This window comes from Staphylococcus sp. ZWU0021, assembly GCF_000798895.1.
GTDB classification, from domain to species: domain Bacteria; phylum Bacillota; class Bacilli; order Staphylococcales; family Staphylococcaceae; genus Staphylococcus; species Staphylococcus saprophyticus.
The window spans coordinates 446,607-469,473 of sequence record NZ_JTLN01000005.1; the positions used below are offsets into that span (position 1 = coordinate 446,607).

Here is a 22,867-nt window from a genome sequence, read left to right on the forward strand (position 1 = left end):
TTAAAATGACTATTCTTGCATTCGCGGTTGTGTCGCGATAATGTAAAACAATACGGGAATCCCCAACAATGCGAGTATAATACTAGCTGGTACTTGGAAAGGGTCTAATACGACACTACCTAACCAATCTGAAAGTACCATAATTGTACCACCAATCACAATATTCAATAACATTTGTTGTCTTAGATTATAATGTGCGCGACTTCTTCGTACGAGCTGTGGAATAACCATCCCAATAAATCCAATAACACCTACATATGCAACAATGACGGCAGTTATGATGGAGGCGATTAACAAGACACTATACGTTACACTACGCACATTAAGCCCCAATGACTGAGCTCGTAAATCACCAAGCTGTAATATTTTAATTTTTGACACCAAACTCAATAAAATTATCATACCTATGGATAATACAATACCGATATAAATCACTTCGTTATATTCTGCAGATGAGAAGCCACCAAACATATAATTAACGATATTGTTCATTTTTTCTTGATTAAAAATAATGAGCACATATAAAAATGCATTAAATAATGCACCAATCATTATGCCAGCCAAGATTAGTGTTCTAACCGGATACCCTCTAGACATTACACTGGTTAGTACAATAACCAGTATTAAAGTCATTATGCTAAATAACACTGAAAATATAGGTAACCAAATAAATGAAACGCCTATAACGACAGCTAGCCCAGATCCAAATGTAGCACCACTTGCCAATCCTAATGTAAAACTATCTGCAAGCGGGTTGTTCAACAATGTTTGAAACATATGTCCAGCAAGTGTTAAACCAACACCGGCTAACAAGGCTTGTAAAGTACGTGGAATTCTTACTTGATATAATATTGTTTGTGATAGCGTATCACTTATATCACCCAAACCCCAAAATAAGCTCAGCAATAAACTAATGATAATGAACACAATCCATAAACACATTGTTTTAGTATACTTCATGTTTTTGCCACACTTTCAAATAAATCTTCACTCTCCTACAATACCATCTGAACACATCGAATACTATCTCATTTATTATAAATTATTAATCAGAAAAAACACCCTGAAAAGTATGTACAAACAAACTTCAGGGTGTTACTTAAATAATCTTTTTAATTAGAACTCACTATACTGTCTATTTTTCATTATAAATTGCATCTCTTAAAGCTTTGAGACCATCATCAATACGAGGTCCTGGTCGAGAAATTTGATCACCATTCACCGCTTCAATTCTACCTTTTTGCACAGCATTTAATGATTCAAATCCGCCTCTCTTGTCGATAATTTGTTGATAATCTTTTTCTGAAATACCCATCGTTGAAATCATCACATCTGGATTTTTCTTAATAATTGCTTCTTTGCTAACTTTTTGCCAACCATCTAGATTTGAAAAGCTATTTTTAGCTTTCAGTTGCTTCAACATATCATCAAAAAATGTATTTTTTCCTGCCGTATAAATCTCAGGTTCTGAAGATACTTCCATAAAAACCTTTTGAGATTTTGCGTCTTTTGGCACTGAATTCACAACTTTTTTAATATTATTTTTAGTCTCTTTCACTAACGCATTGGCTTCTTTTTCTTTACCTGTCACTTTACCGACCTGCTTAAAAGTTTCATACATCTCATCAATAGATTGCGCATCTTTAACATAGACCACTTTAACACCACTGTCTTTCAATCCATTCAGTACTTTACCATCTGTTGATTTCTGAGATTCATGTGCGAGTATTAAATCAGGTTTAGCCTTTAATAACGCCTCTTTATTTAATTTCATAGCATCAAACTGTTTTTTATCTTTTACCTCTTTCGGATAGTCATCTACAGTTGATACACCGACCACTTTATCTCCTAGACCTAATTCATACAATATTTCCGTATTACTAGGAATAAGAGAAATAATTCTGTCATATGATTTTTCTGACTGCTCGTTTTTAGTGGATTTGTCAGAATTGGTACTACATGCAGCCAATATAACAGCTAAAATAATAAAAAGATAAATGACTTTAAATTGCTTTTTCATGATATAATCTCCTAGTTTATGATTTGCTTTAATCATATCAAATTTTCATGCGCTTTTTACTATTATTTTTAAAAGTAACTATTTAATTTAATTTTTTAAGCTACACATATATATAAACTTTCTATTATTTGATTGATGATAACCCTTAATTAATACTGATTAGAGTCTAATTTCTATATCATTTTAGTCATTGTATTCAAAGTATTCATCTAAAAATGTATATTGATGTGAGGCATTGCCGTTAAAATAATTTTTTCCAAAATTATCCAATAAAGCATGAAATTCATTTGCATCTTGGTTCGTAAAGGTTTCAGGTAATGATACGTTGCGTTTCAATTTGTCATATTGTTCTGTATGTTCATATCCGAGTAAACGATAAATTCTTCTTGTGTAACTGTCAGGTATGTATTCGATACCTTCAAATACATAAACGATGAGTACATCGGCTGTTTCACTTCCAACACCTTTTATATGCAACAACTGGTCTCTAAGATTAGTATGATATTTATCAGCAATGGCTTTATAGTCAAAATCGTATTGATGCAACCAACTTAGTAATGCCAGTATGGTTTTCGCTTTATTTTTATAAAATCCACTCGACTTAATTAATGTTTGTAGATCTTCTAATTCTAAATTCAAGATATGGTGTGGATCCAATAGAGTAGCTTGTTTTAATGAATCAATGGCATAGGCTGCGTTTCGCCAATTCGTATTTTGAACTAAAATCGCTCCCAAAATGATTTCTATTTTTGAATCTGCAGGCCACCAACCTTGTGGCCCCATATGCTTATATAAAATGCGATATAAACTTTCTGTATCCAATGTCATTTTAAACACCTCATTTGCACGCTTATTTTCACTAACAAAAAGAGCTAGTAAGATTTGTCACTTGAATGAAACATCTCTCTTCATCCATGACAAACCTAATACTAGCTCTCAACCATTACACTTTCCGTTTACATTGTTTCTGGTGCATTTACACCAACTAAACTTAGCGCATTACGCAACGTAATTCTTACTGCATCTATAAGTGCAATCAATGCTTTTGTTTTTTCAACATCATCTGTTAATACTTTTTCAGCATTATAAAATTTATGGAAGTGTGATGCTAAATCTTGAATATAGTTTGTAATTCTATGTGGTGCTCTATTGGCAGCCGCACTTTGAATTGTTGTTTCAAATTCAGCAACTTTCTTCAATAAATCAATCGCTTTATCATTTGTAATCAAGGTATAATCCGCATCTTTAGATGGTGTAATACCTCTTTCAGCAGCTTGTTTCAATATAGAACAAATACGCGCATGTGCATATTGTGCATAGTAAACTGGATTATCTTGTGATTCTTGTTTCGCAAGTTCCATATCGAAATCAAAGTGTGTGTCAGGGCTACGCATTGTGAGGAAATAACGTGCTGCGTCTACGCCAACTTCATCCATAATTTCTCGTAACGTGATTGCATTCCCAGTACGTTTGCTCATCTTAACTTCTTGTCCATCTTGCATTAAACGAACCATTTGCATGATTTGTATTTCAAGACGGTCACTTTCAACACCAAACGTTTCTAATGAAGCCTTAAGACGATTGATATACCCATGATGATCCGCACCAAATAAATTAATTAACGTATCGTTACCACGTTTGATTTTATCAAAATGATATGCAATGTCTGGTAAGAAATACGTATAATTGCCATCATTTTTAATTAACACTCTGTCTTTGTCATCTTTAAAATCTGTCGTACGCAACCACGTTGCACCATCTTGTTCATATGTGTAGCCAAGCTCAGACATTTTGTTTAATACTTCTGTAATTTCACCTTTTTCGTATAAAGACGTTTCACTAAACCAATTATCAAAATGCGTATTAAAATCAGATAAATCTGTTCTTAATTTTTCCATTTCATAATCTACGCCCAATTTTCTAAATGTCTTAATACGTTCATCTTCTGACAAATCTTTAAGTTCAGGTTGTTTTTCGGCTAAATCTTTACCAATATTAATGATGTCTTTACCATGATAGCCACCCTCAGGCATTTCAAATGAATCATCTCCAAGCGCTTCAAAATAACGTGCTTCTATTGAACGCGCTAAATTCGTAATTTGATTACCCGCATCATTCACATAATATTCTCTAGTCACATGATAACCAGCCGCAGTTAAAATATTAGCAAGTGTATCACCTACAGCAGCGTTACGTGCGTGGCCAATATGTAGATCTCCAGTTGGGTTAGCTGACACATATTCTAATAATATATTTTTGCCATTTTGTTCGGCAGTGCTACCAAATTTTTCATCTTTATCTATAGCCTCTGAGATAATTTCAGTTAAATAAGCATTATCTAAGTAGAAATTAATAAATCCAGGTCCTGCAATTTGAACTTTTTCAACATTAGCAGCTGTCGTATCTAAATGATCGACAATCGCTTGCGCAATTTCACGAGGATTACGCTTTGCTATTTTCGTCAATACCATCGCGATGTTTGTAGAATAATCACCATTTGCATCGTCTTTAGGTATTTCTATTTTAATATCTGGTATATCACTTGCCTCAGCTAACGCTGCTTTTTGAATACTGTGGTTAATTTCTTCAATCAACGTTTGTTTCACTTGATCAATTATATTCATTTAAGACTGCTCCTTATAAGTAATTTCATATTGGTAAGATCCCATTTTTTCATCATCTTGTATTAAATCATAATGCACTTTTAATTTACCACCATGTTCCGTTACAAAATGCAGAATAGAATGTGTTCGCACAGTTAAAGGTATACGTCCTCCAGTAATTTCATACAAAGTAATCGTATCTTCACCTTCTACAAAATGGAGATTCATTTTGATTTCACCCTTACGAATGATTTTCACACCTGTTTCTTCAATTTTAACAGTTACATTGACAGCAACACCATCAATTTCTTCTTGATAACGTATAAATTCTGCATTACGTTTTTGCCAATGCCCTTGCGTATTTGCTGTAAATTTCTCTTTATTTTCAAATTGTTTAACAACTTGTTTCGTTTGGATATTAACATTGTTTTCCAATGTACGTTTCACCCTAATCTTTTAAAATAATACAAACCATTATAGCATACTTGATAGTCGCTATACAGTTGATAAATCGTTTTTAAGGATGTTATGTTACATAGCTAAAATCCAATTATTTGTAATAACACACGACATTAAAAAAGAGGTTCCGACTTTGATAGTCTAAACCTCTTTAAAGCTGTTTTTCAGAACTACTTTCACATTTTATGTGAATGAGTAGTTCTTATGCATTCGTTTTAGCGCACGTAATCCTTAACCATTCTAGTAGTTCTAATGCATGAGCATTTGCTCATGTAATCCACTCGAAATTTTAGTAGTTCTTATACATGCCCTTTAATTAGGGAACATATGGTATTAAGCATCTGTGGCTTAATAGGATACGTAGGGCTATGAAAGATTATTTAAAATTCACTTTCTGTCCCACATCCCTATACTTATTATTTACTTGCTAATGCTTCATGTAATGCTTTATCTGAATTATTCCACATAGCTAAATCATGTGTTTGTAGAAAATCTTTCAAAACTGCTTTATTGTCCTCACCAATATGATCTATATCGATTTGATGTTTCATTGATTTATCCATCATATTAACATGTTCAGGCATGCTTTTGTAACCTCTGCGAATGCTCTTATTCACTAATAAATAACATCCTGTCACGCCAGCATAGTAAGGTCCATTTTCGCCTCTTTCAGTCGTAACCCAGCATAACCAATATTCCTTGGCTTCGTCACCTTCTACGACTTCTTTCTCTTTAATCCATTTAACACCTTTTTCTACACTTGAACGTGCGTGCATACCACCAATATCAATAAAGGCTTCTTTATTTTGAACATCAATAAAGACAGGCGCCACATTATCCAAACTGATAGAACCTATATTAGTACCTTTGTGCCCATCAAGTGGGTCATTCTTAATAATGTTAAATTTAAATCCTTTATTTTCAGCCACTCACGTGCACCTCCCAAATTATCTAAGTCATTTATTTCATTTTACCTGTTATCATATTATGAATTCAATTCATCTAATATACTATTAATTGCATTTTTTACATGATCATCTTCAATATCCGCAATGAGTTCTTTTGGATAATATAATTTATAATCTTCTCGATTAATTCCTGTAATACTATGGATAACCAATGATTGACTACTAATTTCACGAATTTTTCCATTACGTTTTAGTAAATGAATCGGCTGTCTATTTGATCCAGGTCTATCATAATCATATGGTAAATCTGAGAAGGACTCACTGACAAAATAATAATTCGGATCTATATCTGCTTGAATAAACAAATCAGTTAATTCTGAGATTGTTATAATCGAACCATCAAAAGGCATATATTTTAATAAATCTCGATTGATAAAACGTCGTGATAAATCACTCAAGATGGGATCTTCTTCTTTCACCCATGCCTTTAAGTAATATAAGACAACCGCTTCATCTAAATCTACATATTGTTCAATTGTCATGGATTCTTCGAAAAATGGTACGAAATCTGTTGGATACATTTTAAAAGTATAGCCTTCATTGTACAAGTATTTCGCACGTTTCAAACAATTATTTAATAACACTTCTCCCCCTCTACTGACTGGGTGAAAATAAATTTGCCAATACATTTGATAGCGACTCATGATAAAGTTCTCTACTGCGTGCATACCACTTTCTTTAATCAACACTTCATCTTTAGATGGACGCATCAATCTCAAGATACGTTCCATATCAAATTCTCCGTATGATACACCGGTAAAATAAGCATCTCTTTGTAAATAATCCATTCTATCAGCATCAATTTGTGAAGATATCATGGAGATGACTAATTTGTTATCGTGTGTTTTATTAATAACATCTGCAACTTGTTGTGGAAAATCATCCGAAACACGACTTAATACTTCGTTAACTTCCGTCGGACCCGTAATAATTGCCTGTGTAAATGCTTCATGATCCGTGTTAAATATCTTTTCGAAACTATGAGAAAAAGGCCCATGTCCTAAATCATGTAATAATGCTGCACATAAGGCTAACGGGCGATCTTCGTTATTCCATGCTTCTCTTCCATTAAATGAATCATCAATTAACCTACGTACAATTTCATATACACCCAACGAGTGGCCAAATCTACTATGTTCTGCCGTATGGAACGAAAGATATAATGTGCCTAATTGCTTTATACGTCTTAGTCTTTGAAATTCTTTCGTCTTAATCAAATCCCAAATCACTTGATCTCTGACATGGATATACCTATGAATTGGATCTTTAAACACTTTTTCTTCTGGTAATTTTTGTGTAGCATATGTTGTAAATGTCAATGTAGTCCTCCTATCCATATCCTATACTTATGCAGACTAATTTATTGTCTTACGCATTAACGCTAAATCCATGGCTTCACCATACATAACATGCGTATATGAACGTAATTTTTCAAAGCCTTTTTGCTCATAAAACGAAACAGCTTCATCATTCTTATTATCGACTTCTAAGAAGACTTCTTTATATTCATCGTTGAAATAACTTAAACCTTCAGTTAATAATTCAGAACCATAGCCATGATGTTGCCACAATGGACTTACATAATGTGCTGATAAAAATAATTCAGAACCATAAATAAAATTCGCAAAACCAATAATATTTTCATCTTCTTCTACGACTAAAAACAATTGATCTTCCAATCGTTTTAATAAATGTTGTTCATTATATGAAGCAGCCAATAACTCATTTACAGTTTTAGCCGCATAAATATTCATGTACGTATTATACCAAGCTTTTGTTGCTACATCTCTGATGCCTACAACATCTTTCGGTGTTGCTTTTCTAATTTTATGCATGTTGTTCTCCCCCTATTTAGATAGGTCATAATAGCTACATTATATCATAATTTTAGTATTCAAAATACTTTAGCTATTTATATAAAAATAGCTTGGGCAATATTATAATTCACCCAAACTATCTATGTTATATTTAGTTCTTCCCAAGTGTTTGTTGCCATTCTTTTGCACGTGACAGTGCATAAACATCTTTTTCAATATCTCCCGGTCTTTCAGCTGTACCAATAATATAGCCCCCTAGACTCGCACCTAGAAACTCTAAACTATATTTAACTTGTGTGATGCATGGTTTGGCTTTGACTTTAGGACAATCACCACCAACGATAATAAGTCTAAAATCTTTCTTAGACATCTTATCTTTAAAGTCTTTATAATTTGAATCCAATAAAGTTTCAGACCAATGATCAAAAAATGCCTTCATTGATGCCGATAAACTATACCAATAAACTGGCGAAGCAATTATAACTGTGTCACTTGCTAATACTTTATCTATAAGCGTCTTATAGTCATCCGCATATGAATCTATGCTTTTGTCTTCGTGTCTATAGTCTCTAACCGGATTTAATTGATATTGCGTTAAGTCTATCCATTCGTAGTCGTATCCAGCTATGGCCATCTTAGTTAAACCTGCAGTGTTCCCTTCTGGTCGACTGCCTCCAAATAAAACTGTGATCATATTAATCTCCTTCTACTACTCATTTTATATTCCCTTCAAAAATTATAAATATACATTTCCATAAAATCATTAAACTTAATTAATAATTCTACACTAAAAAGTACAATTACTAAACAGTTTACTTAAAATAGAATAATAAATTAAATTATTTGCTCAAGAATTGAACTTATAACCCCTACTATAAATGTATATTTTTAAAAACATCTTTATAAATATAAAAAGTAGATAAACATAATACATGTTCATCTACTTTTATTTTTTTATTTTATAGGAAATAATTTTTCGATTTTTTCAATCTCTTCTTCAGTTAATTCAACATCTAAAGTTGTTAAATTATCAACGACTTGATTTGGACGCTTAGCACCTGGAATAACAATATCTAATGACGGTTTTGTTAAATAAAATGCCAACACAATGTGTGCAACATCCACTCTGTGATTATCAGCAATATCACGTAGTTGATCAATTTTCTCTAAATTTTCTTTGAATTTTTCACCTTGAAATTCTGGATTTTTAGCACGAATATCATCAAATGTTGAATTCTCATTATATTTACCTGCTAATAAACCAGAAACGAGTGGGAAATATGGAATAAACGTGATACCGTGTTCTGAAGTATATTCGAAAATATGCTCATTTTCACGATTTAATAAATTATATTCCATTTGTACAACATCTACCAAGCCATCTTTATTCGCTTCTTTTAATTGTTCTAAATTGAAATTGGACACCCCAATCGCTTTGATCTTACCTTCATCTTTGAGCTCTTTTAGTGCAGCGACAGCTTCATTCTTAGGCGTGTTCTCATCCGGAAAATGTATATAATATAAATCAATATAATCTAACTGCAGACGTTTTAAACTTTGCTCAACCTGATCTTTTAAAAATTGAGGATCATTTGAATATTTTACATTACCATCATCATCAAAATAGTGTGCGCCTTTAGTAGCAATTGCAAAATCATCTCTACCAAATTCTTTGACCGCTTCACCAACGAGTTCTTCTGAACGCTCTGGTCCATAAATATAAGCTGTATCTATCAACGTTATACCATTTCTCACTGCGGTACGTACGGTCTCTTTACCTTGTTCTTCATCTAAATCATTATAGAAATTATGTCCACCTACTGCATTTGCACCTAATGCGATAGGTGTTACTTCAACATTTGACTTACCAATCTTTGTTTTCTTAGTCAATCTAGCCCAACTCCTTTTATAATTCTCTTATATTTTACACATAGCGATGTATGTGCTATCCACAGCAATTGATTTAACCATATATCACTGTTATTTTTATAAGTAGTTATACTCTACCCTTTTTCTTTATATTTAAAATAAAAACGTAAGTAATAGATATTATCTAATATGATATCTATTTAAAATTTAGCATGATTACGCTATAAAACTAAACATATTTGCTTGATTACGACATCAAATTTTCATACCTATTATGTTCTTTAAAAGCGTATATTGAAAAAATGGGATTACGGCATCAAATATAATTTGTTGATTTCGTAATCCCATCCACGTAAGGCTTTTGAAGTATATAGTATTCATTTTATTTTCGTACTTTATTTTATTAAAGCCTTCCCAGCTATTATTTATGTTTTCTTTGCGCTAACTTTTCTTTTAATTTTCTATCTTGTTCTTCTTTACGACGTTTACGTTCTTCATTACGTTTTCTTAATCGTTCTTCTTCTTCATGGTCTCTCGGTTTCTGTAATTGTTTTTCCACTTTTTCCATAAGTTCATCTTCTGTGAGTGCAGCGAGTGGACGATTATTAACAAAAGCAAACGTTTTTCGGCGACCCGGTCCACAATACGACTGACAGCCAATTTCTATTTCAGCTTCAGGATCTAATTTCGTTAACTTTTTTTCTAATGACTTACAGTTTACCCCTTGGCAATCATCACAAATTAAAAATTTATTTTGCAACTACACCCATTCCTTTCTTATGGTTTACAGTTTATCAAAACAGCTTAAATATCATTTCACAATGTAAACATTCATTTATATGTATCATCATAAGGTTTATGATGCCTTACTTAATATGTATTTTAGATTTTACAACTCTAATTATTTTACTCTATTTTATTAAAATTTCAAGTTTATATAGAGATTTCACAGACTAACGTCCAGTCTTCGTTTAATTTATATATAATAAAAACAGTACCTAATCTGTAGATTAGTATACTGCTCAAGTTGTCATGACTTTATTGACCATGATAAATATTAAATTCTAATGGTTTCACTTCATTCTCTAACCATTCTTGATATATCAATTTCTTATTAACATCACTATTTATAATCGTAATACCACAGTCACCGCCACCTGCACCAGAAGTTTTAGCAGCACCGCCATATTTTTCTGCTACAGAACACAACACTTTGAGATGTGCCGTTTCTATATCTATCGTAGCTTCTTTATCCATAGATTGAATAATTTCGCGATTGGTACGAATCATTTGTTGTACACCTTTAATGTGGTTTGTTTTAAAAGCATGAATCAACTTTTCAACACATAGGTGGGAACGTTCTAAAAACTTACCATAAAACGTTGGATCTGACTTCAAGCGTTTCACTTCACTCACTAAATGATGAGACGATGCAGGAGATCCTGTCCAACCAATCAATACTTCCATATTTTCCGGTGGTTGCAACGGTTCAATATGCAGACCTGGCCAGTTTTTATTCAATACTTCATTAACAGATGTATCTTCAATTTGTTGAGAGACCCATTCATGATCAAATGTACTGTACGCTAACCAACCAGTGTAGATACTAACAGCGATGTCACCACATGAACTTAAACTCTGCAATTTCATATTCGCGATTACCGCTAGTTTATAAATATAAAGGTTTGATAAATGCGTTTCATAAAACTCATTCAAAACTTTGACTACAGAAACAAGCACGGCTGCACTTGAACCTAACCCGTATTTATGGCCATTTGCGTCATCTAAATTACTATCAATCGTCAAATTGAAATGTTTTAAACTGATATGATTACTGCGCACATATTGTTCAAATACTTCAATTGCTGTAATGACATATTTAAGTTGTTTCGCCGCATGTACATCGGATACGACGATTTGATCTTCTCTTCTTTGAAAAGTCACTGGATCATGATGTAGTGTTTTAGAATGTATGGTACCTTGAGGGGCATTTGAGTCTTCAATTGAAGCAGTTACAAATCGATCAACCGCAATTAATACGGATTTATATCCTGGTTCAGTAACTGCATATTCACCTGCAATATAGAGTTTACCTGGTGCTTTTACTTGAATCATTTTATCTCTTCCTTACTCAATAATTTCAACGCCTGTACTTATAATGTCACTTGCAATAATTTGATCTTTATCAAAAGATTTATGTAGAGCATCAATAACTGCTTGTTGATTTTTCTTTTCTACTAAAATTTTCACATTAGGTCCTGCATCCATTGTAAAATAACATGGATAACCAGCTTTTCTACACTGATCAACAATATCCATCGCAAGATAGCTATCCTCAACCATATAAGTAAATGGAGGTTGTGCACCTAAATTGGTAGCATGCATACGTAAACCATTAGCTTCAATGACTTCACCCATTTGCATAAAGTCTTTTCGCTCAATCGCATGCTTAACTGACGCTATGTCTTCATCTACATGATTTAACCAATATTGATAAAAGCGAGATGTATCACGTGTATGTGACATACCGGCACGACTCGATACTTTTTTTGTTTTATTATTAATAACTACAAAAATCATTGCCAACTCTTGTTCCCAATGATCTGCTTCAATGGGAAAACTGTACGATGATTCATCATCATGCCCTTTTTCCCATTCTACAAAGCCACCGTAGATGCTTCTTGATGCTGACCCAGAGCCTCTACGTGCTAACCTAGATAATCCTTTACCCGTTAATCCAAGGTTTAAAGCCTTGTCACAAGCAGCTGCTAATGCGGCATACGCACTTGCTGATGATGCTAAACCAGCAGCAGTCGGAACATGATTGTCGCTCTCTATATATGCAAACATTGTTGTGCCTGATGTCGCTCTAACAATATCCATAAAACGACTAATTTTAGCTGATTCACTTGCAGTAACTGTTTCACCATTTAGTATAAGTGTATCTTTCGTATAGCTCTCATCAAACGTAACTTTCGTTTCAGTATAAAAGCGTTCTAACGCAACAGATAAACTATTATTCGTTGGAATAATATATGTTTCGTCAGCCTTTCCCCAATACTTAATCAGTGCAATATTTGTATGTGCACGTGCCTTACCACTATTCACCAACTTCATTACCCTCCTAAATATTCAATCCATGTATGATGCGCACCTAATTGCGTTGCACTTTCTGCAATACGCTTAGCTGTCTCTTCATTAGTTGCAAGTACAATCATACTTCCACCACGGCCACCGCCAGTTAGTTTACCTGCAATCGCACCTTGCGCCTTACTGGCATCTAATATTTCTTCTATTTTGTCATGACTGACTGTAAGTGTTCTTAAATTTTTTTGACACAGATTAAACACCTTAGCTAATTGTTCAAAATTATGATGTTCAATTGATTCACTTGCTTCATGTACAAGTTTACCAATATGTTCAACATATTGCAGATATGTACTATCACCTTCACATAATTGGTGTACATCTTCAACAGCTTGTTTAGTAGAACCTCGAACACCAGTATCGATAACTACCATATAACCATTTAAATCTAAAGGTTTCAATGTTGTAACCTTACCTTGTTTGAACCATACGGGTTTATTTGAGACGATTGTTTGTGTATCTATACCACTCGGCTTACCATGAGCAATGCGTTCAGCCCAATTTGCTTCTTCTATTAACATTTCATCCGATAGTGGCTCATCCAAATAATCAAAACTTGCACGCACAAAAGCGACTGCCATCGCAGCACTAGAACCTAATCCTCTAGAAGGTGGCAAGTTCGTATCGATTGAAACTTTAATAGGCGTCGCTATCTTATATTTTTCAATAAAACGTGTAATCACTGCTTTCAAATGCTCTGGTGCCTTTTGTAATTCTCCATCGTATACATCACTTTTTATATATGAAGCGTTTGTTGTCTCTAGAGATTCTATTTTCGCTTTAACTTTTCCAGTTGTAAATGGAATTGCAATAGCTGGTTCGCCAAATGTAACAGCATGTTCGCCTATTAAAATTACCTTTCCATTCGCTTCCCCGTATCCTTGTTGTGCCATATTTTCAATCACCTTTAGTATTTTCTTTAATTTTATATTTTCTGTGTACTACACCTTTTTTGTGTATACCCGCATTCTAATTCTGCTTATGCAATGAACTATATTCCCTGGGAAATAAACTGTTTTCACAGCGTTCATTAACGATGCCTCGCTTAATTATTTAAAGCATCTTTAATATTCATTCTAAAACAATCGTTCTTTTTCTATTTTTGCACATACCATTACACATTATCTCATAAATTTCATATATTACCATACGACTCTAGTCATAGATGCATTATTTTAGCAAAGGACTTGAAATTAATGATTCAAATGCTCTGTAAATCGTTGTTACAAAAAGTTAACACCAGCTACTAATTATTTTCAATACTTCCCTATTATAAAACGCACTAGCCATATATTCAAAAAACTCACGTTAAATTCAAGGAATTTTATTAGTACTGCATTTTTTAACCATACTTTCACTATATTACTTATTTCATTTCTATAATTCAACAGATATAAAAATCCATTACCACAAATTATGCTGAAATCCGCAAAACAAAAAGAACAGGTGAATTACTTCGATTTGAAGTATCTCACCTGTTCTTTAATTAACGTCAATCCATAGAGCGGTTTATTTTCGCATTACGTTCAATCATTTTTTCAAAATAACCTTCATAACTTAACCATTCTTCATCGGTAATAGGGTTCATATTCAGACGGCCACCTAAATCTTTAATTGCGTATAATAATTGAAACATGACATCTTGCACAGTAATCGTTCTGCCTAATAATGTTTCAAGCGAGGCCATGCATTGCGGTTCAATGTCAGGGTATGTGAATTTTGTTTCTTCACCTTGTAACGCACGCGCATAAAATGATTTCATCATATCAGCACGTTCACTACCATCACCTTCCACACAGAGATAAACTTGCACTGCTATTCCACCACGGACGCGTCTTTGAGAAATACCAGCAAATTTCTTACCATTAATACTCAAGTCAAATTTACCGGGACAATAGGATCTTTCGATTTCATGTGTGTCGATATCTACATCTTCATCTTCAAACATTTTTGCAATTAATAAATACATTACAGTAAAAGCTTCATCAATGGTAATATCATGTTTACCTTTAAAGAGCAGCGATATATTAAGTACGCCTTGATCTAATACAACACCAAGACCTCCAGAATTTCTAACGATTGCATTGTAACCGCGCTCTTCTGTGAGGTAGCGAATCCCCTCTTGTAAATGAGGCAATCTTGAATCATGGATCCCCAGTATAACAGTATGCTGATGTACCCACGTTCGAACTACACTACACGATAAATCTTTTCCAACACTTTCTGAAAAAGTATCATCAAATGCAAAAGACTGCATTGGTTCTAATCCTGAGGAATGATCAATATAACGCCAATCTATACCATTAAAATATTTACTTGCTAAATCCATTATTGCAATGATTGTGCTGCAGTAATGATTGATAAATTATACACGTCTTCTTTAGAACAGCCACGTGATAAATCATTCACTGGAGAATTAAGACCTTGTAATACTGGACCTACTGCATCAAATCCGCCTAAACGTTGTGCAATTTTGTAACCAATATTACCTGCTTCTAAGCTTGGGAATACGAATACATTTGCATCGCCTTGAATTTTTGCATCAGGTGCTTTTTTCTTAGCAACTTCAGGTACAATTGCTGCGTCAAATTGGAATTCACCATCTACAACAACATCTTCTAAATGATCTGCTTCAATTTTCTCTTGAGCTAAGTTAACAGCAGTTGCAACTTTTTCAACATCGTCAGATTTTGCAGAACCTTTAGTTGAGAAGCTTAACATTGCAACGCGTGGTGACATGCCAAAGCTTTTAGCAGATTTTGCACTTTCCACAGCTATTTCTGCTAAATCTTGTGCTTCAAGTGTTGGATTGATTGCACAATCTCCAAAGATATATTGTTTATCGTCTTTAATCATGAAGAAAATACCAGAAGTTTTAGAGACACCTGGTTTTGTTTTGATGATTTGTAACGCTGGACGTACCGTATCACCAGTTGAATGTGCCGCACCACTTACTAAACCTTCTGCTTTACCAGTATAAACAAGCATTGTCCCAAAGTAGTTAACATCTTTCAACATCTCTTGCGCTTGTTCTTCAGTCGCTTTACCTTTACGGCGTTCAACAAATGCAGTAACAAGTTCTTGTTTCAATTCGCTTGTTTCTGGGTCAATGATTTCTAAATCTGAAATTTCTAAACCTTTATCACTAGCTAAGGCTTTGATGTTCGATTCATTTCCTAATAATATAGGAGAAACATAATCAGTACCTTGTAATTGTGTTGCCGCTTCTAATACGCGCTCGTCTTCACCTTCTGGTAAAACGATTTTCACGTTTTTTCCCGTAAGTTTTTCTTGTAATACATCTAATAAAGTCATTAGGGGCCTCCTCAAATTTCTTTTCTTAATTATTTTACGTTTTTCATTATACGTTATTCTTTCTTAGAATTCCATGTCACCAATTTGTAATCATTTACTTATGTTTTAAGTGTTCCTTTATGGTAGAATTTTGTAGTGAAGACATAGAATTTTTCATGAAAAAGGAGCGATTTAAATGCCACAAGCACCAGAAACGTTAGATGGATGGTATAGTTTACATTTATTATACGCTATTGATTGGTCAAGTTTACGCTTAGTTCCAACAGAAGAGCGTCAAACAATCGTAGATGAATTACAAACATTTTTAAATAAACATGAAGAAGCGCGTACAAATCACGTAGGTGATCATGCTTTTTATAATATTACAGGTCAAAAAGCAGATATTCTTTTATGGGCATTGCGTCCAGAAATGAAAGATTTAAATGCTTTTGAAAACGAATTTAATAAATTGAAAATTGCAGATTTCTTAATTCCAACCTATTCTTATGTATCAATCATCGAATTAGGTAATTATCTTGCAGGAAAATCTGACGAAGATCCTTATGAAAATCCACACATCAAACCAAGATTATTCCCAGAATTACCACAATCTGAATATATTTGTTTCTATCCTATGGATAAACGTCGTAATGAAACTTATAACTGGTATATGTTACCGTTAGAAAAACGCCAAGAATTAATGTATGCTCACGGTAAAATAGGTAGACAATATGCCGGTAAAATCAAACAATTCATCACTGGTTCAGTGGGCTTTGATGATTTTGAGTGGGGTGTCACTTTATTTGCAGATGATCCATTACAATTCAAAAAAATTGTTTATGAAATGAGATTCGATGAAACAACTGCACGTTATGGCGACTTCGGCAGCTTTTATGTAGGTCATATCGTGACTAAAGATAACTTACAAGATTTATTTGCTTTATAAAATCATTCAATGGATTTATCATATTTCTCAAACTAAAGAAGGTAGCGGCAATTAATGTCGCTACCTTCTTTATATATATTTTCACACATCTTCTCAATTTCCGATGTACACGTGTTATCAATTCACTTTAATCATAAAAAGAATTCTCAAATTTTATTAAGTGTGAATCAGCGCAATAAACAAAGGCACGCTCATCACATAAATAAGTGTGCCTTTGTTGAATGTAGTGTGTTTGGGAGAACTTTTAATCACTACTTAATTTAATATTAACTGTTGTATATTGTCGCTACTCAATACATGTCTGTAACAGTTAACTAATACTATTTTAACCTATTTGAAATATTTGAAACATAAATGTATTGACTTAATTGCACAAAATACAGTTTCCCTTCATTTAAGCACTTGTTCCAATTCAAATAACAAATAACGATCATAAAGTGTTACAATAAAAAATATTACTTTAGCAACTTATACTCAACCTGTAGGCAGTGATTGTCAGGGTTGCTCAAATAAATATTAATTGGTGATTAAATGACAATATATAATCAAGCTATAGAAAGTTATGATGAAAAGATGGCAAAAGATGTCATCATGTTAGCAGGAAGAATATTATTAGAATCTGGTGCAGAAGGCTCTCGAGTAGAAGATACGATGACACGCATCGCTATCACTTTGGGACACAAAGAAAGTAATAGCTTTGTTACAAATACCGTTATCAACTTCATGCTTCATGATGAGTCATATCCACGTATGTATAGAATTAGAACGCGCGATACGAATTTACACCGCATTTCCAGAACAAATGGCATTTCTAGACGTTTGGCGCTCGGTGACATTTCTTTAGAAGATGCATTTCAAGAACTTCAAAAAATATATCAAGAACAAAGTATAAAAAACCACTACCTTTTTTATAAATTCATTGCTGCTGCCGTCATATCTGTCAGTTTTTTATATTTACAAGGCGGCCATTTAACTGATGTATTAACAGCGTTATTAGCTGGTTCCTTCGGTTATATTGTAGTCGAAATATTACAACAAAAATTGCATGCCCAATTTATCCCTGAATTTATGGGCGCATTAGTTATTGGATTAGTCACCATTATCGGTCATAATCTCATACCCGGTGGTTCAATTTCTACCATTATAATTGCAGCAGTCATGCCTATTGTACCTGGTGTATTAATTACAAACGCAATTCAAGATTTGTTTGGCGGTCATATGTTAATGTTTACCACCAAATCATTAGAGGCGCTCGTTACTGCATTCGGTATTGGAGCTGGCGTTAGTACAGTACTTATTATATTTTAGGAGTTATGTCTATGTTTTGGATATTAAATTTTATATTTAGTTATACCGCTTCCCTATTCTTCGGCGTTATATTTGATGTCCCAAAACGCTTATATAACACGGTAGGTATCGTAGGTGCATGCGGTTGGATGGTCTATACCATATTTTTCGATGGTTTAAATACACATACAATTTATTCAAGTTTCTTTGGTAGTCTTGCATTAGGCTGCTTAAGTCATATTATGGCACGCTCTAAAAAAGAACCTGTCATCATTTTTATGATTCCCGGTATTATTCCACTCGTACCTGGTGGTTTAGCATTTGATGCTACGAAAAATTTAGTACTTTTAGAATTTAGTAAAGCCATTAATACAATGCTTGAAGTAACGCTTATTGCTGGTGCTATCGCCTTAGGTCTACTTTTTGCAGATCAAATTTCTAAACTAATTATTTCAGGTACAAAAATACGTAAAAAAAGAATCTAATATTTATATAAATAGCCACACATGCGTTGAAAAGAGTGCATGTGTGGCTTATTTTATTAAAAATTTATTATAAATTCATTTAGTCATAAATTATTAGCTATCAAAACCTATATGTTTCATTTATGACACAGATTCTTCTGCAAACTGTGATTTATTATCTTTTTAATGGATAAACCAAGCTGGTAACAATAACACTACAAGTGCAATAACCGCAACTGAAAATCCAGCATGATATGCAGTTAATTCATTTGGTATATTAACAGACATTGAATGTATGACTGTTGCGACAACTGTTGCAATAAGTGCCGAACCAAAGCTAGAACCAATATTCTCTATAATATTAATTCCTACGCCAGCTTCCGATAATTGTTCCCTTTCTAATCCATAATATGCAGAACTTGTCAGAGGTAACATTACGCCACCAACTGCACAACCTCTTATAAATAAGATTAGCCCAATCCAAACGCTTTGCGTATGACCAGAAATAAACATAAATGAAACAGATGTTATGAGTACAACCATCGTACTGATAAGTACAATGTTTCTACCTCCATACTTGTCTATAATTTCACCAATTAAAGGACGTGTAATTAGCATACCTAATCCTTGTGGCATTAACATAATCGCTGTTTCATTTGCATTGAAATGCTGAAAACGTTGAAAGAATAAAGGCAATATAATCATTGGACCTAATATGGCAACATTAGCTAGAAATAATCCTAAACTACAAGCAAAAAATTACGAGATTTAAATAAATTTGTCGGTAAGACCGTATTGTACTGTTTCATACGATTATAAATAATATAAACTATTATACAGATAACCCCAATGGTCATATTGATATACATCACAGGATTATTAAACGAACCAAACTTGGATACTTGTACTAAACCATAGAGTAACGTCACACTTATCAAAGCCAAATTAATGACACCTATATAATCTAATTTCTTTTCTTTATTTACTGGATTAAAGTCAGGCAATTTTTTAATCATAATAGGCACAGCAATAATCGTCACAAAGATATTTATAAAAAATATCCATTGCCATGTTGCAAAATGTATAATCAAACCTCCCAGTACAGGTCCCAAAATTGGTCCTAATATCATAGGTGTACTAACAATTGCAATGACTCTACCGATATACTTTTGACCTGCGATCAATACTAGCATCGTAGGCATCAATGTCGTTATCACACCTGCACTAAAGCCTTGCAATAATCTAAAACTAATAAACGTTACTATATTCTAACTCAATCCTGTTGCCAATGAAGTTATCCCAAAGCCAACGACTGCTGAAATAAATACTCGCTTACTATTAAATTGATTCATTAACCAACCAGATATAGGTACTGCGATGGCCAATGCAAGCAGATAACCCGTCACACCCCACTGTATTATACTTAACGTAGTGTGAAAGTCCTGAGTTAAATCTTTAATTGCAATATTGATCATTGTGGCATCAAGCATCGGTGTAATCGCACCGAGCGCTATTGCCCAAGCAGCAATCATTATATTTGTAGGTATTTTATCTATAGATTTCACGTATTCATTCTCCTTTTGTTTCTTCGTCAACAAAATACTACTCGCTTTTTGTTTTCTTGTTAACAAAATTTTTACGCAGCTATCTATAAATCGTTCCCCTACCATTTACTCAAGCATTATTGCCTAGTTCTTCCTAAGCAACCTTGCTCATTTAAGTAATACTTGTATAGTTTTGCTTATATCGCTTTGCCTAATTACTGGTTTTCAGTCATTTTCTATTTAATTTTCTTTATCGTTTATTTCCTTATCCAAATGTGCATTGTATTGATTTAAAAAAGTCATCATAGCTTTATATTGATCATCTGTCATTGCATCAAAGACTTGTGCATCACGTTCTTTAAACTCTTTGTGGAACTGTTCGTGTGTATCAAATGCTATGCGCCCTTTGTCCGTTAATTTAAAGTAAACTTCTTTTTTATTATCAGGATTTTTATAAGTAACAATTGCATCTTTTTGAATTAATTTTTTTGTTAATTTACTAATTGCGCCTCGTGTCATAAATAATGTTTGCGCAAGTTGGCTCACATTAGGATGCACACTTTTTTCAATTGCTTCAATACAATGTATTTCAGTCGATGTATATCCCTTTAGGCGCGTTTCCATTACAGGTTTATTGAGCCAAACGATTTTATCATATACATTTTTTATATTCGTTAGTAATAAATCCTCTTTATTCATAAATTGATCTCCTATACTTGATACATTACTCTTTCTCAAAACGTTCTAATCTATAGCAACGGTTAAATATATTATGACTAATATCAATTTTAATTAAAAGTATTTTTTGAATTTCTACCTTTTTATAGATTTAACCCAATAAAAAACAAGCAGCAAACCGTAAAGGAATACTACTTGTTTTAATTCACTATTTATTAAGTTTTCTATGCTTTATTCATAAAATAATCACAAGAAAAGCTATTTATTCGTGTTTTCAGCCTTGTTCTCATTAATTAAATCTACAACTTCACTTTCCGAACGGTTTAAGATAAGCAAGCTTAATTTATCATTATCCATGCGTTTTAATTTTGGATAACGCACAATAAAGAAGATTAAACCAATCACTAACCAGCCGCCAAATGCGATGTATGAAGGTGCTGAAAGTGACGCCGGAGAACCTGGAACTAATAATAACAACAAGAAGATAAATGATACAATTGATCCTAAAATCGCAAATGTTTTATAAATAGGTCCATACGTGTTACTTGATTTATTATAACTAAATAATTTAGCTGCTGATAAACAAGTAATGAAATAAGCTATTGATACACCTGTAGAAGACATATCAACAATCCAAGTTAGTGCTGTACGACCTAACCAAGGTGCAATTAATGTAATGGTTACTAAGAAAATAATTGCTATATAAGGCGTCTTATATTTTTTATGCAACTTGCTGAATACAGAAGGCATAATACCTGAACGTCCCATTGAAAATAGGAGACGGCTTGAACTCATTAAGAATCCATTTAAGCCAGTAAATATACCCATAATAATCGCAATTGCTAATACAGCTAAACCAATATAACCAAAGGCTTCTTGCGTAACAGCACCGGTTAACCATAAATTACCGTTTAGGCTTGTTGATGGTGTACCTAACCAACCTGTATATAAAATCATTAAAACATAAGTAAATGCAGCTGCTAATAAACTATATACAATTAATTTAAACGTCTTATTTGGTGCAAAATCAAATTCTTCTGCCGTTTGTGGAATATTATCAAATCCAACATAGGCCCACGGGGCGACAGCAACAATCATAATGATGGAAGTAAACCAACCTTCTTTTTCGTTGGTTAATGGTTGTAAATTATCTAAAGAGAAATTACCTCCAAAGAACGAACCAAAGAACAATAGTAATATAGTAATAACCATCGCTACACAGAAGTAGTATTGTAGTGATCCTGACACACTAGCACCTTTAATCGCTATAAACATAAATACAATAAGCAATAATGATGCAATGAGAATTTCAGTGATATACACGTCCCAACCTGCAATGGTATATAATTTTCCTGTTTCTAAAATATCTGGTAGTAAAAATTTAATTAACAAACTAAACGCAGTAGCATTTAATGCCACTACACATATGTAACCAAATGTTAAAAACCAAGATGAGAAGAAACTTACATATCTTCCGAATCCTAAAAAGCTAAAAGCAAACGCGCCACCCGAAACTGGGAATCGTTCAACTAATGCACCGTAACTCACTGCAATAAGTATCATTAACAATGCACCTATGACAATACCAATCGCTGCTGCAATTGGTCCCGATTGTCCTATCCAGTCACCCGGTAGAATAAATGCACCCCAACCGATACAAGACCCGTAAGCAATCGCCCACACAAATTTTTCAGATAGATTTTTCTTTAAATCTCCTCTATCTACTTGCTGATTATTTTGACTCATAAAAAATTCACCTCATGGAGTGTAT

General features: G+C 33.3%; 21 protein-coding genes and 1 pseudogene. 3 read left to right on the top strand and 19 right to left on the bottom strand.

The genetic code is table 11. The features are described from left to right. Positions 1 to 9: 9 nt before the first annotated feature. The 16 genes from L987_RS02840 to pta all read right to left on the bottom strand — a co-directional run bounded on the left by L987_RS02840 (position 10) and on the right by pta (position 16,198). The gene (locus tag L987_RS02840) at positions 10 to 960 is read right to left on the bottom strand and encodes a FecCD family ABC transporter permease (protein ID WP_011303748.1); all 951 of its coding nucleotides are present in this window, start codon (positions 958 to 960) and stop codon (positions 10 to 12) included. A 175-nt stretch (positions 961 to 1,135) separates the two neighbouring features. Further along, positions 1,136 to 2,020 (bottom strand): ABC transporter substrate-binding protein, encoded by an 885-nt coding sequence (locus tag L987_RS02845; protein WP_011303749.1) that lies wholly within the window; start codon positions 2,018 to 2,020, stop codon positions 1,136 to 1,138. A 183-nt stretch (positions 2,021 to 2,203) separates the two neighbouring features. Further along, entirely contained in the window at positions 2,204 to 2,848 is a 645-nt protein-coding gene (locus tag L987_RS02850) for an endonuclease III domain-containing protein (protein ID WP_011303750.1), read from the bottom strand. Positions 2,849 to 2,976: 128 nt separating this feature from the next. Continuing rightward, positions 2,977 to 4,644 carry an arginine--tRNA ligase gene (argS, locus tag L987_RS02855; protein WP_002484052.1) on the bottom strand — a complete coding sequence of 556 codons (1,668 nt, stop codon included), beginning with the start codon at positions 4,642 to 4,644 and terminating at the stop codon, positions 2,977 to 2,979. Further along, positions 4,645 to 5,058, bottom strand: coding sequence for a DUF1934 domain-containing protein (locus tag L987_RS02860; RefSeq protein WP_047502830.1), 414 nt, complete (start codon positions 5,056 to 5,058; stop codon positions 4,645 to 4,647). 440 nt (positions 5,059 to 5,498) lie between these two features. Continuing rightward, positions 5,499 to 6,011, bottom strand: coding sequence for a YwhD family protein (locus L987_RS02865; RefSeq protein WP_011303753.1), 513 nt, complete (start codon positions 6,009 to 6,011; stop codon positions 5,499 to 5,501). Positions 6,012 to 6,067: 56 nt separating this feature from the next. Further along, entirely contained in the window at positions 6,068 to 7,369 is a 1,302-nt protein-coding gene (locus tag L987_RS02870) for an HD domain-containing protein (RefSeq protein ID WP_002484055.1), read from the bottom strand. Between the two features lie 36 nt (positions 7,370 to 7,405). Continuing rightward, the gene (locus L987_RS02875) at positions 7,406 to 7,885 is read right to left on the bottom strand and encodes a GNAT family N-acetyltransferase (RefSeq protein WP_011303754.1); all 480 of its coding nucleotides are present in this window, start codon (positions 7,883 to 7,885) and stop codon (positions 7,406 to 7,408) included. Positions 7,886 to 8,018: 133 nt separating this feature from the next. Continuing rightward, entirely contained in the window at positions 8,019 to 8,561 is a 543-nt protein-coding gene (locus L987_RS02880) for a flavodoxin family protein (protein WP_047502831.1), read from the bottom strand. A 260-nt stretch (positions 8,562 to 8,821) separates the two neighbouring features. Beyond that, positions 8,822 to 9,757, bottom strand: a complete 936-nt coding sequence (locus tag L987_RS02885; RefSeq protein WP_011303756.1) for an aldo/keto reductase — start codon at positions 9,755 to 9,757, stop codon at positions 8,822 to 8,824. A gap of 400 nt (positions 9,758 to 10,157) precedes the next feature. After that, a complete protein-coding gene (locus tag L987_RS02890; protein WP_011303757.1) occupies positions 10,158 to 10,496 on the bottom strand; it encodes a DUF1450 domain-containing protein in 339 nt (112 codons plus the stop codon). A gap of 278 nt (positions 10,497 to 10,774) precedes the next feature. Further along, a complete protein-coding gene (locus tag L987_RS02895) occupies positions 10,775 to 11,851 on the bottom strand; it encodes a phosphomevalonate kinase (RefSeq protein WP_011303758.1) in 1,077 nt (358 codons plus the stop codon). Between the two features lie 12 nt (positions 11,852 to 11,863). After that, on the bottom strand, positions 11,864 to 12,847 hold the full coding sequence (gene mvaD / locus L987_RS02900) for a diphosphomevalonate decarboxylase (protein WP_047502909.1): 984 nt from the start codon (positions 12,845 to 12,847) through the stop codon (positions 11,864 to 11,866). Positions 12,848 to 12,852: 5 nt separating this feature from the next. Then, on the bottom strand, positions 12,853 to 13,776 hold the full coding sequence (mvk, locus tag L987_RS02905) for a mevalonate kinase (RefSeq protein ID WP_011303760.1): 924 nt from the start codon (positions 13,774 to 13,776) through the stop codon (positions 12,853 to 12,855). A 599-nt stretch (positions 13,777 to 14,375) separates the two neighbouring features. Further along, positions 14,376 to 15,212: a lipoate--protein ligase family protein gene (locus tag L987_RS02910; RefSeq protein WP_011303761.1), complete on the bottom strand. Its 837-nt coding sequence runs from the start codon at positions 15,210 to 15,212 to the stop codon at positions 14,376 to 14,378. Next, positions 15,212 to 16,198 (bottom strand): phosphate acetyltransferase, encoded by a 987-nt coding sequence (gene pta / locus L987_RS02915; protein ID WP_011303762.1) that lies wholly within the window; start codon positions 16,196 to 16,198, stop codon positions 15,212 to 15,214. Before pta ends, L987_RS02910 begins: the two co-directional genes overlap by 1 nt. 175 nt (positions 16,199 to 16,373) lie before the next feature. Between pta and hemQ the strand changes: the two genes are divergently transcribed. From hemQ to L987_RS02930, 3 genes are all read left to right on the top strand, one after another. Further along, a complete protein-coding gene (gene hemQ / locus L987_RS02920) occupies positions 16,374 to 17,123 on the top strand; it encodes a hydrogen peroxide-dependent heme synthase (RefSeq protein ID WP_002484071.1) in 750 nt (249 codons plus the stop codon). A 537-nt stretch (positions 17,124 to 17,660) separates the two neighbouring features. Then, positions 17,661 to 18,431 (top strand): threonine/serine exporter family protein, encoded by a 771-nt coding sequence (locus L987_RS02925; RefSeq protein ID WP_370445203.1) that lies wholly within the window; start codon positions 17,661 to 17,663, stop codon positions 18,429 to 18,431. Between the two features lie 11 nt (positions 18,432 to 18,442). Continuing rightward, the gene (locus L987_RS02930; protein WP_011303765.1) at positions 18,443 to 18,895 is read left to right on the top strand and encodes a threonine/serine exporter family protein; all 453 of its coding nucleotides are present in this window, start codon (positions 18,443 to 18,445) and stop codon (positions 18,893 to 18,895) included. 162 nt (positions 18,896 to 19,057) lie between these two features. On the opposite strand, the pseudogene L987_RS02935 reads toward L987_RS02930, so the two are convergent. The 3 genes and pseudogenes from L987_RS02935 to L987_RS02945 form a co-directional block, all read right to left on the bottom strand. Continuing rightward, a pseudogene (locus tag L987_RS02935) lies at positions 19,058 to 20,472 on the bottom strand (DHA2 family efflux MFS transporter permease subunit). 186 nt (positions 20,473 to 20,658) lie between these two features. Continuing rightward, a complete protein-coding gene (locus L987_RS02940) occupies positions 20,659 to 21,117 on the bottom strand; it encodes a MarR family transcriptional regulator (protein ID WP_047502832.1) in 459 nt (152 codons plus the stop codon). A 237-nt stretch (positions 21,118 to 21,354) separates the two neighbouring features. Then, on the bottom strand, positions 21,355 to 22,842 hold the full coding sequence (locus L987_RS02945) for an APC family permease (protein ID WP_011303768.1): 1,488 nt from the start codon (positions 22,840 to 22,842) through the stop codon (positions 21,355 to 21,357). Positions 22,843 to 22,867: the final 25 nt, after the last annotated feature.

Excerpts from the sequence above, each read along its gene's own strand:
- hemQ (WP_002484071.1), top strand. The coding sequence starts at position 16,374 with ATGCCACAAGCACCAGAAACGTTAGATGGATGGTATAGTTTACATTTA.
- L987_RS02940 (WP_047502832.1), bottom strand. The coding sequence starts at position 21,117 with ATGAATAAAGAGGATTTATTACTAACGAATATAAAAAATGTATATGAT.
- L987_RS02930 (WP_011303765.1), top strand. The coding sequence starts at position 18,443 with ATGTTTTGGATATTAAATTTTATATTTAGTTATACCGCTTCCCTATTC.
- pta (WP_011303762.1), bottom strand. The coding sequence starts at position 16,198 with ATGACTTTATTAGATGTATTACAAGAAAAACTTACGGGAAAAAACGTG.
- L987_RS02875 (WP_011303754.1), bottom strand. The coding sequence starts at position 7,885 with ATGCATAAAATTAGAAAAGCAACACCGAAAGATGTTGTAGGCATCAGA.
- L987_RS02850 (WP_011303750.1), bottom strand. The coding sequence starts at position 2,848 with ATGACATTGGATACAGAAAGTTTATATCGCATTTTATATAAGCATATG.
- L987_RS02945 (WP_011303768.1), bottom strand. The coding sequence starts at position 22,842 with ATGAGTCAAAATAATCAGCAAGTAGATAGAGGAGATTTAAAGAAAAAT.
- L987_RS02840 (WP_011303748.1), bottom strand. The coding sequence starts at position 960 with ATGAAGTATACTAAAACAATGTGTTTATGGATTGTGTTCATTATCATT.
- argS (WP_002484052.1), bottom strand. The coding sequence starts at position 4,644 with ATGAATATAATTGATCAAGTGAAACAAACGTTGATTGAAGAAATTAAC.
- L987_RS02845 (WP_011303749.1), bottom strand. The coding sequence starts at position 2,020 with ATGAAAAAGCAATTTAAAGTCATTTATCTTTTTATTATTTTAGCTGTT.
- L987_RS02895 (WP_011303758.1), bottom strand. The coding sequence starts at position 11,851 with ATGATTCAAGTAAAAGCACCAGGTAAACTCTATATTGCAGGTGAATAT.
- L987_RS02880 (WP_047502831.1), bottom strand. The coding sequence starts at position 8,561 with ATGATCACAGTTTTATTTGGAGGCAGTCGACCAGAAGGGAACACTGCA.
- L987_RS02910 (WP_011303761.1), bottom strand. The coding sequence starts at position 15,212 with ATGGATTTAGCAAGTAAATATTTTAATGGTATAGATTGGCGTTATATT.
- mvk (WP_011303760.1), bottom strand. The coding sequence starts at position 13,776 with ATGGCACAACAAGGATACGGGGAAGCGAATGGAAAGGTAATTTTAATA.